14 protein-coding genes are annotated in these 16,237 nt (G+C 45.2%); 8 read left to right on the forward strand and 6 right to left on the reverse strand.

The genetic code is table 11. The annotated features are described in order from the left end of the window. The first annotated feature begins 19 nt into the window (after positions 1-19). From L5M17_RS00540 to L5M17_RS00555, 4 genes are read left to right on the forward strand one after another with little or no spacing between them, the layout of a single operon-like run. A complete protein-coding gene (locus L5M17_RS00540) occupies positions 20-2,338 on the forward strand; it encodes a DNA internalization-related competence protein ComEC/Rec2 (RefSeq protein WP_263144497.1) in 2,319 nt (772 codons plus the stop codon). Between the two features lie 32 nt (positions 2,339-2,370). Beyond that, positions 2,371-4,179, forward strand: a complete 1,809-nt coding sequence (gene msbA, locus L5M17_RS00545) for a lipid A export permease/ATP-binding protein MsbA (protein ID WP_105252892.1) — start codon at positions 2,371-2,373, stop codon at positions 4,177-4,179. Next, positions 4,180-5,199, forward strand: a complete 1,020-nt coding sequence (gene lpxK / locus L5M17_RS00550; RefSeq protein ID WP_263144501.1) for a tetraacyldisaccharide 4'-kinase — start codon at positions 4,180-4,182, stop codon at positions 5,197-5,199. It begins immediately after the preceding gene. Then, positions 5,186-5,365: a Trm112 family protein gene (locus L5M17_RS00555; RefSeq protein WP_006081200.1), complete on the forward strand. Its 180-nt coding sequence runs from the start codon at positions 5,186-5,188 to the stop codon at positions 5,363-5,365. The genes lpxK and L5M17_RS00555 overlap by 14 nt, the downstream gene beginning before the upstream one ends. A 164-nt stretch (positions 5,366-5,529) precedes the next feature. Here L5M17_RS00555 and L5M17_RS00560 read toward each other — a convergent pair whose 3' ends face one another. Continuing rightward, the gene (locus tag L5M17_RS00560; protein ID WP_011846514.1) at positions 5,530-5,991 is read right to left on the reverse strand and encodes a hypothetical protein; all 462 of its coding nucleotides are present in this window, start codon (positions 5,989-5,991) and stop codon (positions 5,530-5,532) included. A 132-nt stretch (positions 5,992-6,123) separates the two neighbouring features. Between L5M17_RS00560 and L5M17_RS00565 the strand changes: the two genes are divergently transcribed. Next, positions 6,124-6,813 carry an energy-coupling factor ABC transporter permease gene (locus L5M17_RS00565; RefSeq protein ID WP_263144825.1) on the forward strand — a complete coding sequence of 230 codons (690 nt, stop codon included), beginning with the start codon at positions 6,124-6,126 and terminating at the stop codon, positions 6,811-6,813. Positions 6,814-6,995: 182 nt separating this feature from the next. Here the strand turns inward: L5M17_RS00565 and L5M17_RS00570 are convergent, their stop codons facing one another. The 3 genes from L5M17_RS00570 to L5M17_RS00580 form a co-directional block, all read right to left on the reverse strand. Beyond that, the gene (locus L5M17_RS00570; RefSeq protein ID WP_006081203.1) at positions 6,996-7,352 is read right to left on the reverse strand and encodes a glutathione S-transferase N-terminal domain-containing protein; all 357 of its coding nucleotides are present in this window, start codon (positions 7,350-7,352) and stop codon (positions 6,996-6,998) included. 360 nt (positions 7,353-7,712) lie between these two features. Then, entirely contained in the window at positions 7,713-11,123 is a 3,411-nt protein-coding gene (locus L5M17_RS00575; protein WP_263144504.1) for a DUF748 domain-containing protein, read from the reverse strand. Positions 11,124-11,378: 255 nt separating this feature from the next. After that, positions 11,379-11,759, reverse strand: a complete 381-nt coding sequence (locus tag L5M17_RS00580) for a VOC family protein (protein ID WP_131524339.1) — start codon at positions 11,757-11,759, stop codon at positions 11,379-11,381. Between the two features lie 434 nt (positions 11,760-12,193). Between L5M17_RS00580 and L5M17_RS00585 the strand changes: the two genes are divergently transcribed. The 3 genes from L5M17_RS00585 to L5M17_RS00595 all read left to right on the forward strand — a co-directional run bounded on the left by L5M17_RS00585 (position 12,194) and on the right by L5M17_RS00595 (position 13,559). Then, entirely contained in the window at positions 12,194-12,898 is a 705-nt protein-coding gene (locus tag L5M17_RS00585; protein WP_105253144.1) for a DUF445 domain-containing protein, read from the forward strand. A 102-nt stretch (positions 12,899-13,000) separates the two neighbouring features. Beyond that, entirely contained in the window at positions 13,001-13,351 is a 351-nt protein-coding gene (locus tag L5M17_RS00590) for a VOC family protein (RefSeq protein ID WP_263144507.1), read from the forward strand. Next, on the forward strand, positions 13,326-13,559 hold the full coding sequence (locus tag L5M17_RS00595) for a DUF1289 domain-containing protein (protein WP_263144827.1): 234 nt from the start codon (positions 13,326-13,328) through the stop codon (positions 13,557-13,559). Before L5M17_RS00590 ends, L5M17_RS00595 begins: the two co-directional genes overlap by 26 nt. Positions 13,560-13,684: 125 nt before the next feature. Here L5M17_RS00595 and cdd read toward each other — a convergent pair whose 3' ends face one another. Beyond that, positions 13,685-14,575 (reverse strand): cytidine deaminase, encoded by an 891-nt coding sequence (gene cdd, locus L5M17_RS00600; protein WP_263144510.1) that lies wholly within the window; start codon positions 14,573-14,575, stop codon positions 13,685-13,687. Between the two features lie 211 nt (positions 14,576-14,786). Continuing rightward, positions 14,787-16,205 carry an exodeoxyribonuclease I gene (sbcB, locus tag L5M17_RS00605; RefSeq protein ID WP_263144512.1) on the reverse strand — a complete coding sequence of 473 codons (1,419 nt, stop codon included), beginning with the start codon at positions 16,203-16,205 and terminating at the stop codon, positions 14,787-14,789. Between the last annotated feature and the right edge of the window lie 32 nt (positions 16,206-16,237).

Here is a 16,237-nt window from a genome sequence, read left to right on the forward strand (position 1 = left end):
TGTCTTAACTTAATTCACTATGAATCGATTCATGTTTGGCTTTAGTGCCATCTTATTATCAGCGATGTTATGGCCTTCGCTGCCGCCAGTCAGTTACATACCCTACCTTGTTGTTGGGGCGTTAATCTTACACCGAAAAATCCCTGTCTGTGCAGGTGGGCTCTTTGCGGTAGCATGGCTAACTGGTTTTTGCTTAGGATTATCTAGGCAGGATTTGCCAGTGTTACAACAACCTATACAGGTAAGGGGCGAAATCATATCACTAGTTAGTCGAAACAGCGACTGGCTAAGTTTGGATATATCGCTCATTAAACCAAATTTAATCTTAGGGCCAAACGCAAAATTGCGACTCACGTGGAAAGATCCACCAGAAGTCGATGTGGGTCAGGTTTGGCTGTTTACGTTGACACCTAAGAGCATTGCTAGCGTGCTAAATCAAGGCGGCTACAACGAACAAAAACAATTAATCAGTCAACATGTTGTCGGTAAAGGACGAGTGATTGAGGCGCAGTTACTTGCGGTTTCGCCTTCATTGCGTAATGACCTCATAAGCGCATTGACACCTGAATTAGCCTCTTTACCTCAAGGTGACATTTTACTCGCTTTGCTTTTGGGGGATAAGCATTTGATCTCACAAGCTCGTTGGCAAGCACTAAGGCAGACTGGCACTGGCCATTTAGTGGCGATTTCCGGTTTGCACCTCTCCGTTGTCGCGGCATGGGTATACGCTTGCCTTTTGTTTGGATTGAGTCGTTTGGTGTCACATCAGAGTCGACGGAATATGACTTTTGCGTTAGTCGCGGCAGGTATAGGCGCCGCATTTTATGCTTATCTTGCAGGCTTTGGTGTGTCGACTCAGCGTGCACTCGTGATGATTTTACTGTTAATGCTACTGAGTTTATTAAAGCGATTTTCTACTGCGTGGGAGCGCTTGCTGTTTGCATTGTTTGTCGTATTGTTACTCGACCCGCTTGCTTGTTTAAGTGCGGGCTTTTGGCTGTCGTTTTGTGCTTTAGGGGTGATTTTATATACTTTAGTCATCCAGCCCAAAGAGTTTACGGCTGTGTCGACTCGAAGGACGCGTGTAGGCGCGGGGCTTTTGCAATTTTGGGCCATCCAGTGGCGCTTGAGCCTTGGGCTTGGATTACTGCAAGGAGCACTCTTTGGTGGTGTGAGTTTACACAGCTTGTGGATGAATATCCTAGCTGTGCCATGGTTTAGTTTTGTTGTTATCCCATTAGCTATGGCGGGATTTATATGCTGGTGGGTTAGTACTGCGTTTGGGTTCTCTTGGTTGGGACTGCTTCGCCTAAGTGATTGGAGTTTATCACCCTATTCGCAGTTGCTAGACATAAGCCAGCAATTGCCAGCCCATTGGTTAGCGCTTTCAGATACGATATTAGCCTTGGGGTTATCCGCGCTCATCGGTGGTATGTTATGGCGCTATGTGCCTAAAAATAAAAATTATACTTCTTGGTTAAGCCTGCTGAGTTTACTGTTTATTCCCGCTTTGCTTTTCTGTATTACGCTGTGGTCACCCATTCAAAATAATCGATGGGCTATGCATTTACTGGATGTAGGCCAAGGTTTAGCAGTGGTTATTGAAAAGAATGGTAGAGGGCTGGTTTACGACACTGGTGCCGCCTTTGGTGATGACTTCAGTTATGCGGAGCGGGTGATATTGCCTTTCCTAAAAGCCAAAGGCATTCAAGAGATTGATTATATTGTTATCAGCCATAGCGATAACGATCATGCTGGTGGTGCCCCTGTTTTGATTGAGGCTTACCCTAAGGCTTTAGTGATCACAGACGTGGCAGGCTTTAGCGGCCAAGATTGCCGCCCAAGGCTAATTCAATGGCAAGGGCTGAGTTTGAATTTGCTTTCTCCGCCTCAAGTGTTAGCGGGTAATAATGGTTCCTGTGTTATACGCATTGATGATGACAGGCAGAGTCTACTGCTTACGGGGGATATCGAAAAGCAAATCGAAACTTCACTATTAAGTCGTACCTTAAGTGGTGAGTATGAGTTACAAAGTGAAGTGCTCGTTGCGCCTCACCACGGCAGTAAAACCTCGTCAACTGAAGCCTTTATTGATGCTGTTGCCCCCAAGTTAGTTTTGTTTCCTGCTGGTTTTGCTAATCGCTGGGGGTTTCCAAAATCCACAGTGGTTGAACGTTATCAGCAACGGGAGATTATGGGCCTAACTACAGGTATAGAAGGGCAGATTAGTGTGATTTTTCAGCAGTCTGAGCGAGAGGTTAAGACCTATCGTGGTGATTTAGCGCCATTTTGGTACAACTCTCTGTTTAGATTTGGTGACTTGATTAATCCAGAGTAGAATGCCTACTTTGCCATAATTTAGTGTTATCAATGACAACATCTCCTAAAGACGAAATGTGGACAGTTTTCAAACGATTACTGGGCTATATAAAACAGATGAAAGGCATGTTTATGCTTTCAGTTGCGGGATTAATTATTTATGGTCTCGTCGATGCCGCCTTTATCGCTTTCATCGGCCCCTTTATTGATAAGGGCTTTTCCGGCGGCGCACCCGCTGCGGTCACCAACGGCATAGCATTGCCAACCAGTGAAGGTTTCCACGCGAACAACGACGTGCTAATGATGGCGCCGCTTGTGGTTATCGTCATGTTTTCCCTGCGCGGTTTTGCCAACTTTGTCTCGACCTACGGCATTTCATACATGAGTGCGCGTTTGATCATGGACATGCGTCAGCAAGTGTTTGAGCATTATCTGAGCCTGCCTGTCAGTTATATGGATAAGGAAAATACCGGTAACTTGATCTCAAAAGTGACTTTTGATACTGAGCAAATCGCTCGAGCATCGGGAAGTGCTTTGATTTCCATCGTCCGCGATAGTGTGACTGTGTTTGGTATGCTGGTGCTGATGTTCTATAACTCTTGGAAGCTATCCCTCTGTATTCTTGTGATTGGTCCTATCATGGGCATGGTCATTGCGGTGGTTAGTCGTCGTTTCCGCAAGGTCTCTAAGCAAATTCAAACAGCCATGGGCGGGGTGAGTGCGACTACGGAGCAAATGATTAAAGGCCATAAAAACGTATTGGCCTTTGGTGGACAGGAAACAGAAGCAACCCGTTTTGCTAAAGTAAACGATCAAAACCGCCATCAAAATATGAAGTTAGCTGTGGCACAAGCCATTAGTCAGCCTCTGATCATGATTATTGGCTCATTCGCCTTAGCCTTTGTACTTTATGCGGCAAGCTTAGACAGCATGAAAGCCGATCTTACCGCGGGTACCTTCGCGACGATTCTTGGTGCCATGATGGCCATGTTACAACCCATCAAAAACTTAACCCGAGTGAATGCCGAATTTCAACGGGGTATTGCGGCTTGTACCACAGTGTTTGAATTACTGGATACGCTGCCTGAGTCAGATACGGGAACTTATACTGTTGAGCGTGCTAAGGGTCATCTACGTTTTGATAATGTGTGTTTTACCTATGACAGCCAAGATCGTCGTGCACTTGAGAATGTCGATTTTGAAGTCAAACCTGGACAAACCTTAGCCTTAGTTGGACGTTCTGGCTCAGGTAAGTCGACTATTGCGAGTTTAGTGACCCGTTTTTATACGGGCCTTGAATCCGGCGATATTCTGCTTGATGACGTCAGCATCTACGATTACTCGCTAAAATCGCTGCGCAATCAAGTGGCACTGGTATCGCAACAGGTGACCTTGTTTAATGACACGATAGCCAATAACATCGCTTACGCCTATCCGGGTGAAGCCACTCGTGAGCAGATTATTGAAGCCGCGACCTTGGCCTATGCGATGGAGTTTATTGACCAGCTGCCCCAAGGCCTTGATACCCAAGTGGGTGAAAATGGCGTGTTATTGTCCGGTGGCCAAAGACAGCGGATTGCGATTGCGCGCGCTATGTTGCGTGATGCGCCTGTGTTGATCCTCGATGAAGCGACCTCTGCACTGGATACTGAGTCAGAAAAAGCCATTCAAAAAGGGTTAGATAACCTCAGACAAAACCGCACATCTGTAGTGATTGCCCACAGGTTGTCGACCATCGAGAGTGCCGATCAGATTTTAGTGGTGGATCAGGGGCGTATCGTCGAGCGCGGGACGCACCAATCACTATTGGAATTAGATGGCATGTACGCCAAATTATACCAAATGCAATTTGGTAGTTAGATGCAGGCCTTAGTGAATAAAATCTGGTATCAGGGCCATCCACTGCGATGGCTCTTGTTACCTTTATCTGGCTTATTCGTGGTTATCACTTATGTGCGCCGCGCTTTGTTTCACCTCGGGATGAAATCACAAACTGCAATGCCTGTACCTGTCATCGTCGTCGGTAATATTACCGTCGGTGGCAGCGGTAAGACGCCAACTGTGATTTATCTGATTGAATTACTGCGCCAACATGGATTTCACCCCGGTGTGATCAGTCGTGGTTACGGTGTTGATATTCAAGGCGTTAAATCGGTTTGCTTAGGTGCAAGTGCGGCAGAGGTGGGGGATGAACCTGCCATGATAGTAGCGCGCACTCAAGTGCCTATGGTAGTTGGCGCTAAACGCGTCGATGCCGCCAATGCACTTATTGCTGAGTTTGGTGTCGATGTTATCATCTGCGACGATGGGCTGCAGCACTATGCGCTGGGGCGCGATATCGAGCTGGTGGTGATTGATGGTCAACGCGGTTTAGGTAATGGCTTGTTGTTACCGGCAGGTCCGCTGCGTGAAGGCGCGTGGCGTCTCGATGCTGTGGATTTTATCGTCAATAATGGTGGCCCAGCAGCAAAAGGGCAGTTCGAAATGCAACTGGCGCCTACGGAAGTGAAGCCCGTTAAATGCGATTCGACCTTCGGTGAGTACAGTTTCGATAAATCTCAGCCGCTGGTTGCGATGGCGGGTATTGGTAACCCTGCGCGTTTCTTTGAATCGCTGCGCGCTCAAGGTTATCAACTGGCGCTATGCCAGGGTTTTGATGACCATCAGCCCTACGATAAAACCCAATTACGTGATTTAGCCCAAGACTTGCCGCTATTGATGACAGAAAAAGATGCGGTTAAATGTCGCGATTTTGCACAAGAGAACTGGTGGTATTTGGCGGTCAATGCCAAGCTATCCCCACAATTTGATGAGCAGCTGCTCGCACGTCTTCGCGAGGTGGCTGCAGCTAAACAAGGAAACTTCCATGGCATTCGATAAAAAATTGTTAGATATAGTGGCTTGCCCTGTGTGTAAGGGAAAACTTGAGTACGATAAAACGACGCAGCAGTTGATTTGTAAGGCAGATAAGCTGGCCTATCCGATCACTGAAGGTATCCCTGTGTTATTAGAAAATCGTGCCGTGCCACTGACTGAATCAGTCTAGTGTGATGTGAATGCGCGTATTGTCTAATACGCGCATGCTTACCTTTTTGAGCTTCTCTTATTAATGTTTTCGCTATTTTTAGCCGATTAACAGTGCTTATCCAATCTTGCGTCTTTTCGATGCTCAGACCTTAGCCACGCAAATTTGAGTTACTTAAACCTTCGCTAATAGTTCACAAATTTCTGTTTATCGGCATTGGTCGCGCCTTCTTGGCATTCACCACGAATTTCGCCTCGCCCGGGTTCGATAATCCGACTCAATTCGATATAACCTTCGCGGCAATAACCTGTCATTTCAAGGGTTTTCGTTAAACCTAATTCGACTTGTCGTCCCCAAACTTCTAATGAGTCCTGTAGATCTTGCATCGCGCGACGTTGTTCACGGGGATCTTGCATGCTACGTACGCGGGCATCGTGCGGGAAAGGGCGGTCTGCATCACCCATGTTAGATTTATCATCGACCAGCCGCGCTGTGTAGCTGAAGAGTTTAAGGCCATCGGCTTTAATGTCTGTGGTTAACTTATCCCGTAATTTTCCGGCAAGTTCACTAGGATCGATGGGGGCACTGCTGCAGGCGATAAGTGAGAAACAACTTAAGATGGCAAGGCTGAGGTATCGAAGCGGCATAATCAAATTTAACTCTTAGGTTATTAACTGACAGCAGAATACCTTAATATGACCCTAAAGTTCATGGATTTATGGCATCTTCATGGACTGAGTGTGACTCTATTGGCGCAATGGATTAAGGATGGGCGATTAATGTTGGCGTTTTGGTCGAATAAATGGGCGCAAATCGAATGGGATATGAGCCTGACTCAAGGCATATGCCTTATGCTCTTGGCGTTATGGCTCTATGCGATATGGCCAAAAGAAGAGTTAGCGGAGATCCGGCGGGATAAACATCTCCAATTACGTTTGTTGCTGACGTTGGTGGGGATCAATGCGCTGTGGTCGTTAAATGCCAGTATTCAAACAGGGTTGCATCTGCATTTTCTGGGAATTGTCACTTGTATGCTGATGTTCGGCTGGCGTCTTGCGACTCTAGTGTTGCTATTGCCGAGCGCTTTTTTTAGTCTTTTTGTATTAAAGCAGCCCGCTGATTTTGGTGCTTTTAGTTTGTTCGCTATGGCTGTGCCGCTGTTTCTGTGTTTTATCCTATACAGTCGTAGTTACCATTTATTTCCTAAACATATTTTTGTATTCATCTTCGTCGGTGGTTTTATCAATGCTGGCCTCTCAACTGTGTTTCATCAATTGAGTTGGGCTATGTGGTTGTGGTCTGCAGCGGATTACGATTGGAATGTGTTAGTGGACGACTACCTGATGCTCATCCCTTTGCTGGCATTCCCTGAGGCATTGCTTAATGGCATGGCAGTGACGCTATTGGTGGTGTATCAACCCCAGTGGTTATTTGATTATTCCGACCGAGAATATTTGTGGCGTAAGTAGATGTGATAAAAGAATGCAATAAAACAACGTAATAAAAGAACTGCGCCCGAAACCTCGATATTTCAACGGAAAACCCATTGTAAAGTTCATTGGGAAGTCCATTGAAAAGTCGATTAAACAGTTCATTAAAAAGGCACTGGGCGCACTTATTTGGATGTTTACACAGACAGTTGCACCGCGATTTAGGCGAAGCGTTGGTCTAAGTAGTTAATTATTTCTTTAGATTCATACAACCACTGTACTTGGCCGTTTTCTTCAATACGCAGACAAGGCACTTGCTGTTTGCCACCTTGGGCGACGAGCTCATCTTTGTGTGGCGCTTTTTTAGCGTCGTGGGTCACTATGTTGAGTCCCTGACGGCGCATTGCACGGCGGACTTTTACGCAAAATGGGCAAGCTGGATACTGATACAGGGCCAATGCTTGAGTTTGAGTATCAATCTGTTGTTGCTCTGCCAGTGGACGTTGGCGCTTTTTAGGGCTAAATACGAAGTTTAAAAATAGAATGATCCTGCCTAAAATCCAGCGAATGATAAACATGTCAGTGACCTCAATGATAATGTGTGTTGAAAAGTGATTCGTGTGTCAATGGCGCCGTCGCAAATGTGCGACGAAACTGGGATTTAGCGATTCGTGCGTGCGATCCCAGTTGCATAAAGGCCGCAGAGTGTAACCTATGGCACAAAGCGCGGCCAACATTTTAGTGTGGATTAACAGGTAGAAGATTCTTTGGTGGCAAAGACTGCGCATTCGCTTAGCGGTAACAATTAGATATGCGCTTAGCTATACCTTTAGGCATGCTCTTTAGCATAAGAAAGAAGCCCGTTAAAGGTAAACTTTAGCGGGCTTCTTTTATCGTAAACACAGCAACATTAACCCATTGCTTGAGTTCTTGCGCGTCTATTGCACATCTATGGTGAGGCTCACTTGTGCCACATTCTGGGTTAAACTCACTCGGCTTTCGAGCAAGAAGATCCGCTCTGGGGCAATCTCTTTCATGTCCACAAGGTAAGCTTTAACGGCTTTGGCTCTTTCTTGGGCCAAATTACCCAACATACCATCATTAACATTCTGCGCTTTTACCGACAGATTATATAAAGCGATATGCCAGCGGGTGGTGATTTCGTCATCGGAAAGCTGCGCGTCTTTGGCCTCTGCGATAACTGTGTCTTTTATTTGGACCGGATCGGCTTTAACTTCCTGCTCATAGAGCTTCACTAGCGCATCGGCAAGCGGCCCTTGGATCGGAAATTGGCTTGGACTTAAATCATCAGGTAACGCACTGAACTCGATATTGGCTAACTTAGCCAATTTACGCTTCATGATGCGCTCAGCAATGGCTTGGCTGTCATTGATGGCATCGACTTCACCTTCAACGCTGAGCTTGAGCATAGGTCTGTCGAGTAAGGCGCTGGCGAGTTTGTCTAAACTTTTCTGCTCATCTTCACTTAGGCTGAATTGACCGGCGGCAAAGCTGATTTTGTCTAAGGTTTCGTCTGAACCTATCAGCCCTGCTAAGAAAGTGAAGGGCGCAGTGACGGCTTTAGTGATCACATTGGTAATCGCCGTCATTATGATGCTGCCGACACTAAAGCTGGGTGAGTCTAAATCGCCAGAGACTTCCATGCCTAAATCAATCACGCCGTTACGGTCCTGTAGCAGCGCAATGGCGAGCGTGATGGGTAAGCTAGTGGCAAGGTCACTGTTACTGGGTTTACCGAGTTTTAGTTGATCTATGACTAGATGGTTATTGCCCTTGAGCTTGTTCTGATCGAGTTTGTAGTTCAGCGACAGTGATAACTGTCCCTTATCTATGTAGTAACCCGCATAGGTGCCTGAGTATGGATTGACTGAGGTTAGCTCAACACTCTTGAAGACTAAATCGAGATCTAAATATGGCATGTCTAACAAAGGGTTAATATCGCCTTTTAGGGTCACAGGCGCGTACTTGTCAATCTTACCTTTGATATCGACCGAGGCTTTAGTCCCTGGCGTTGACGACAGGTGAGTGATATTGCCTTCAAGCAGCTCAATTCCCGAAGCAAAATTCGGAGTCAGTGAGTTATCGGCAAAGTAAGCCGAGCCTTGGCTAAAGCTAATTTTTTGAATATCGAGGCTCAGCTCTGGCGTTGCTGACTTGCTCGCCATTTGCGGCTCGGTTGCGGTTTGCTTAGCAGGGGGCGCGCTGTTCGTTGTCGCACTATTCGTTACTGAAGCTGCAATAGGCGCTTCGACGATAAGGTCGCTGATATTAGTGCTTCTATCTTTAGCGATCACCACTTTGGCGTAGGGTTGATTAAAGGCTAAGTGATCGATTTTGATTTGATTTTTTTGTTGGTCAAAATCGAGCTGATTGATATTCATCTTTTGCCATTTGACCAGCGGGGCATTACGCAATTTGTCATGAATGGCTAAATCATCGAGCTCAACACTACCACCGTAAATGGCTTTGCCTTTAGCATCGGCGGTCAGCTTGCCTGCTGAGCTTAATAGACCGCTCTTGAGCTGGATATTCACGTAGGGCGCTAAATAGGGCTGAAATTGGGTTAATGCCAGCTTATCGAGTTGGATATTGGCATCTATGGTTTCGCCCGTCACATCGACTTGGCCTTGAGAGCTCAAAGTACCTTGATCATTGAGGCTGAGTTGTAGCTCATATTCAATCGGAGCGGTTAAGGTACTCGTTATGACCTTAGTTGAAAAATTAAGCGGATACACTCGCCATTGCTGCGGTGTGGCCGTTAGCTTTTGTTCTGATAGATTAAGGTCATAGTTTTCAATATTGAGCGCATCGAGTTGCACTAACCAAGTGTCTTTTGAAGGTGTCTCAGGCGCTTGCTTGACTGGCTGTTGAGGATTTGCCTCTGAAGTGATGTCTGCAGCGGTTTCTTTAGTGGCATCAGTGGTGACATTTGCGGTCGCTTCTGTCTTTTGTTCTGTTTTATCACTCTCGTTAGTTGCGGCTAATTCGCTTTCCGTTGCTTTGTCTGCGCTATCGCTTGCATCAGTGGCAGTCTCTGCTATTTGACGTTTTTCTTCCACTTGCGCAACTTGTATGCGCTCTAGCGATTGAGCATCTGCTGGCTTAGCATCGATTGGTTTAGCAACTGGCTGCGTAGTCGTTGTGGAGGCGCTTAACGATTTAGGCATGAATAAGCCAACAAGATCGAGCCCGTCTTGGTTCAAAATGGCACTCATTGTTAGGCCATCGCTGTGGAGTTTGTTGATATGCACTTTCTGCTGCTTCAAGTTGGCTGAAATGCCGTCGAGGGCAAACATGGGGAGCTTGACCACTGAGCGATCTTTGTCGTTAAGGTTAAGTTTTTCAACAATAAACTGGCCATTGTTGCTGATGACTTGTAACTCGCCATTCTCGGCAAGATCCACTTGATACTGAGTTTTAATACTAAGCTCGCCATCCGTGAGGACGGGATTAAATTGATCGTCGATAAATCGCCATAGTGGTGTCAGTTTCAGTTTGGCGACTTGGATGTCACCCGCAACTTTTAGCGGGAACAATTGGAATTGCCCCTGCAAACTGATTTCACCAGCATGATCATCACTGAGTTGTATTGCATAGTGATTGTGCTTGATAGGCGCAATGGGTGAGTCAGACGTTGATTGGGCGTTTGGTGTCGTATTATCAACTTTGTTTACTTTTATGGCTGGTGTTATCGATGCCGATGATGCCGCCATCAAATATTCAGTATCAAGGGAACTGAGTTTTAGATTGATATTGGGGTAGTTCACTTGAGCATGGGTAATTTTGTCATCGAAGTTAAATTGTCCCGCATCCAACACAAATTGACTGAGCAGGACACGAACGGGTGAGCTGGCTTCTGTGGAGGCTGTTTCTGTGCTCGTGGATGAATGCTCGTTCAGGGTCTGCAGAATATCGTCGAAGTTGAATCCAGCTTTCCCTTTTTTCTCCACGCGAATGATATGTGCGTAGGGCGCTTGTATGTGTATGTTTTCGATAACGGCGGCGTGATTAAAAACAGATCGCCAAAAGTGTATTTCGAATTGGACTTGTGCAATGCCAGCAAAAGGTTTGTCGTCTTTTTCTTTAATGGCCAGTTGGTCGATTTCGACTTTGAAATTAAAAGGGTTAATGCGTATATCACCGAGGGTGACGGGACGACCGAGCAGAGTTGAGAGTTTTTCTGGTGCCAGCGTGGTTATCGCATAGGGGAGGATTAAACCTAATGTGCAGACATAGCTAAGGTAGACTGCTGTGAGGTAAATAATCACTCGCAGGTATCTTGGGAGGGCAAAAAAAGAGTGTCTGAATTGCGATAACTGGGTCAGCATTAATATCAAGGCTCCAATGCATAAGACAGGGAAAAACTTCCATATGTACGGACATTCTAGCGAATAATGCTAATGTTTCCAGAAGTTATTTATATTTTTACCAATGAAATCTTGGTATTACACAAACAATAACGTCTTCTGATCTAAGGCGTTCCTGAGTGGTAACCTATCATCTACATTGATAACTACATGTGTTTCAGCCTATGGCTAATGATTTGAGTCGTCAATACTCACCATGTTGGAAGCTATTTTTGATCAGCGATTTAAATAACTAATCGCTGCAATAATGGCGCCTTGTGGATCTTTTATCCAACAAAAACGGCCTACTTCGGGTATATCTTCAGGACCAAACAGAATATCCCCGCCAAGTTTTTTGGCGCTGATAGCGACTTGATCGACATCGTTAACGGTAATGTAGCCGGTCCAATGTGAGGGAAGCGTTGGGAGCAAACTATCGGTGATCCCCCCAATACTGACGCCCTGATTTTCAATAATATGATAATTACCGTGGGGCATTTTGACTGTTTTAAAGTGCCAACCAAAAATCTCAGCATAGAAGTGCATAGCTTCTTCGGTATTATGGGTTGTCAATTCATGCCAACTTAACGCCCCTGCTGTGTTAAAAGCCGATTCCATAAGCGCATCCTTTATTCTATTTTGGGTAAATTTTGTGTATTGAGCCGAGGTTAACTGTCAGTGTTCAGTGCCAGCTGTATTCTGAGCCATATTTTTTGTGCGTTATCTTGATTGAGTGTAGTTGAGGCAAGTTGATAATTCACAGACGGTAAATTAAAATTTTGCGTTTTTTAGGTCGGCAAACATTAAATTAACTTAATGTTATACAAGGAGATTCACTTTATTCGGTGCTGGCTAATCAGCTTCTTGTGGCTCAATGACGCTGCGGCTTAGTTGATGGGCTTCATCTTGCCCCTCGCGCCAAGACTTAGCACTGCAAACAGATTTTAAAACGGGTTTGTTTACTGTGGTTTGAGTGTTAGACCTGACTCCCGTTAACTTGTTAATATAGGCGAGTTTTGCATCTTATCGATGCCACCTTAGGGGATATGAGATTGAATAAGAGTTTAGTGACGAATTTATTGGCGGCTGCTTTGGTCGTTGTGGGTTACCTGATGAATTCGGCAATTGTCCTGAATGTCGGATTGTTTGCTTTATCGGGGGCGATTACCAACTGGGTTGCAGTTTATATGTTGTTTGAGAAAGTCCCCGGACTCTACGGTTCGGGAGTCGTGCCTTCTCGTTTTGAAGAGTTTAAGGCGGGTATTGCTCATTTGATGATGAAACAGTTTTTTACCACTGAAAATATCGACCGATTCCTGTCTGAAAAAGAAGGGCTGAGTAAAATAGACTTGGCGCCAGTGATTGAAAAGGTTGATTTAGCGCCTTCTTTTGATGCGTTAATTAGCACAGTCGCCCAATCTTCCTTTGGTGGCATGTTGTCTATGTTTGGTGGCACAGATGCCTTATTGCCGTTAAAAGAGCCGTTTATTGTGAAGATGAAAGCTTCTTTAGTTGAAATGGCACAAAGCGATGCATTTCACGAGTTACTGAAACAAGAAATTGAACAGCCAAATGTGATGGCCGATCTGCAAACTAAAATTGCTAACATAGTGGAACAAAGATTAAACGAGTTAACACCACAAATGGTGAAACAAATCGTTCAGGACATGATCCAAACGCACTTAGGTTGGTTAGTGATTTGGGGTGGCGTGTTTGGCGGTCTGATTGGACTTGCCGCAGCCTTAATCCAAGGTTAACCTGAGTTAAAGCCGCGAATAGAATGGGAGCTTTGGCTCCCATTTTTACTTACGCCTTTTATGTTCATCATTTTGTGTCCTGATTAAATAGCAAGGAAGTCTATGAACCGTCACCACAGTATCAATTATTTGGAAATCCCAAGTCGCGACATTGCGAGCTCTAAGGCCTTTTTTAGCCAGGTTTTTGGATGGTCCTATGTCGATTATGGCCCTGAATACAGTTGCTTTATGGATGTCGGCATTACTGGGGGATTCTATCAAGCCGACGTGAATTTCACCCTCGCAAAAGGTTGCCCGCTGATTGTGATCTACAGCCAGAACTTAGAATTGACTCTGACGGCTGTCGTAACTGCTGGTGGCATTATCACAGCTGACATCTTTAGTTTTCCGGGAGGCCGTCGATTCCATTTTGTTGAACCTTGTGGCAATGAATATGCCGTCTGGTCAGAATGATCCTATTGTCACTCCTTGTATTCGAAATTGTTGTTTAGATCAGCAAGATATTTGTTTAGGTTGTTTCAGGCATCTTGATGAAATTTTAGCATGGCGCGTTATGTCGGAAGTGGAGCGGCAAGCTTGTTTTATCAGGATGGAGGAGCGTAAGGGGGAGTATCTGGTTAAGTTCAATGACGCGGTTAGTAGAAGACAGAATGGAGCATGATTAGCCGTCAGAATTACCTACGATAATTGATTTTTAAGCTTTAAGTGGATAATCGAACGGCGAAATACGCATAAACGTATTTCGCCGTTGGCATTTTGAAACCCCCTTGGCATTTGAAGCAGATGTTACACTGGATCTACCACTATGTGCTCAAGTTCGATGGCGGCAACGGTATGGAGCGCATCCATAGTCGCGCCAACTAAGCTGATTTTTCCTTGAGATGACTCAATTAAAACCGCACGGCTGATATCGCTAAACTCACGATTGTGGCGCGCCAGATTTGATAAGGCCATCTGCATGGGCAGCATAGAAGGATTGAATGCCGCATTTTCTGCGTAGCGACCGCAATAGGTTGCACCATCGTGAGTTTCTAATACCACGGCGGCAAAACTTTGGGTGTAAGGTGCATAGCTTAAACCGGCATGATCTAAGCCTTCTATGATCATAGGATCGGCACTGTCTAACGCAAATTCAGTTTGTTGCTTGGCCATTAAGGGCGAAGTGACATTTAAGTCTTTTGGCCCAAAAGCATAGGGTAAATAATAGGCCAGAGGATGGCTTTCCTGTGCGGGTAGATGAATGCTGATCTTGCTCCCTTCAACCAGTTCATTCATAAACTGACGACAATGACCGCAAGGACTGGCATTAACTATAATATCAACAATTTGGCTTTCACCACTGAGCCATGCGTGGCTGATAGCGCTTTGTTCTGCATGGACAGAATGAAATAACGCTTCACCGGGTAATTCTAAGTTGGCACCCATGTAGATATCGCCACTTTTACCTTTGGCTATCGCGCCGACATAAAACTCACTGATAGGCGGTTTGGCCAATGCCGCTGCTATCGGCAGTAATGCTAATAACACTTCTGCTTCGGTCATTTTGCTTGCACTTGTTAGCGTAGCAAGTTGCTGCGCATCAATGTATCCAGCAAAATTCTGGTGCAACATTGGGATAAGTGCATCGGCTAACGGCGTTGGCAGTTGGGTTATGCTACGAATGAATCTATCTTGCATTTCCCTATTCCTTATTTGTTAAGTTCATGGAAGAACATTCTAGTAATTTTGTTACAGCATAAATGCGAGTTAGCTCGCGTTTATACGCTGTCAATGTCAGTGCTATCGAGAGTGATAAACTTATGTTACTCACGTATAGAGTGAGTCTATTGGTGCACACAAATAAGCTTAAGACTATAAAACAAAAGACTTAAGCTTGAATTTACACAACTTAAAGTTCACGCAAATAATGACAAAGGGCAGCAAGTAGCTTTTGCTTAGTCTCATCCGCTTGTGTTTCTTGTAGCAAATTTTCTAATTTAAGTACGTAGTCTTGATCGGCTAAGCGACTTTGACAGAATTCACGCCAGCGCTGCGACTCTGTATCATCGAGTAGTTCAGGGTAATTACGGGCGCGGTAACGAAACAGCATCTCAGGAATACGTGGATCATCAAACTGCAAATCTAACGCCGCTAGATTTTGCGGTAGGGTATGACGGATGATTTCCATTTTTGCTTTATCAGCTTGGCTAAAGAACCCACCAGAATACAGCATCAAATCGGGATCTGTGGTCACTCTGCTGTCATCGTGCTCAAATAATAGCGCCAGTTTTTCGCGTAATTCTGGGTGACGTTTTAGGCGTTTATACTGCTCTCTGGCAAATTCTTTATCTATGCCTAAACGAACGGCATGTTCATCACTGAGGATTTTTGCCGAGGTGATAAAAGGGCACTTATTAAGATGAATTTGTTTTACTGCAATAGGTAATTCATCTTCGGCAAGATCAGCCCTTGACGTATACATGCGCGTTTTAATTTGCTCGACATCTAGCTCGAATAGCGGTGTTAAATCCATGGCTAAATTAACGCAAATAACGGCATTTTTGTTAGTTGGATGGTGCGCTACGGGTGAAATTAACGTTGCACAACCATTGCGCGCACTAATTTTAGAGCTTACGTGAACCAAAGGCTGCATATTGAGCACATCGATTTGATCGCTAACCGCTTGCTTACGGCGCAGGTCAAAATAGTACTGATATAACTTAGGCTGTTTCTCGCGAATGAGTTTTGCCATGGCGATGGTTGCATACACATCGGACATAGCATCATGGGCTTTCTCATGGCTTAAACCATTCGCTTGGGTAAGATGCTCTAGCTTAAAACTCGGAGAGCCATCTTCCTTTGCCGGCCAGTTAATGCCTTCGGGCCTAAATGCGTAACAAGCGCGCACTAAATCAATGATATCCCAACGAGAGTTGCCATTTTGCCATTCACGGGCATAGGGATCGATAAAGTTCCGATAAAAGCCATAACGGGTCACTTCATCGTCAAAACGCAGTGAGTTATAACCAGCAACACAAGTGTTTGGTTGGCTAAATAGCGCTTGAATTCGTCCCATAAACTCAGTTTCAGGGATGCCTTTTAAATTAGCTAACTGTGGAGTGATCCCTGTGATTAATATTGCTTCCGGAGACGGCAAATAATCAGTGGCTTGCTTACAATAGAATGTCTCAGGCTCGCCGATGATATTGAGATCTAAATCCGTGCGAATACCAGCAAATTGCGAGGGTCTGTCTTTCGCTGGGTTCGCTCCAAATGTTTCGTAGTCGTGCCAAAAAATCGACCCTGCTTTATCGTCTTTCATCTTCATTTATTTTCGTTCTCTAAAGCATGTAACTTCAT

The sequence above is a fragment of the Shewanella sp. SW24 genome, assembly GCF_025653395.1.
GTDB classification, from domain to species: Bacteria; Pseudomonadota; Gammaproteobacteria; order Enterobacterales; family Shewanellaceae; genus Shewanella; species Shewanella oncorhynchi.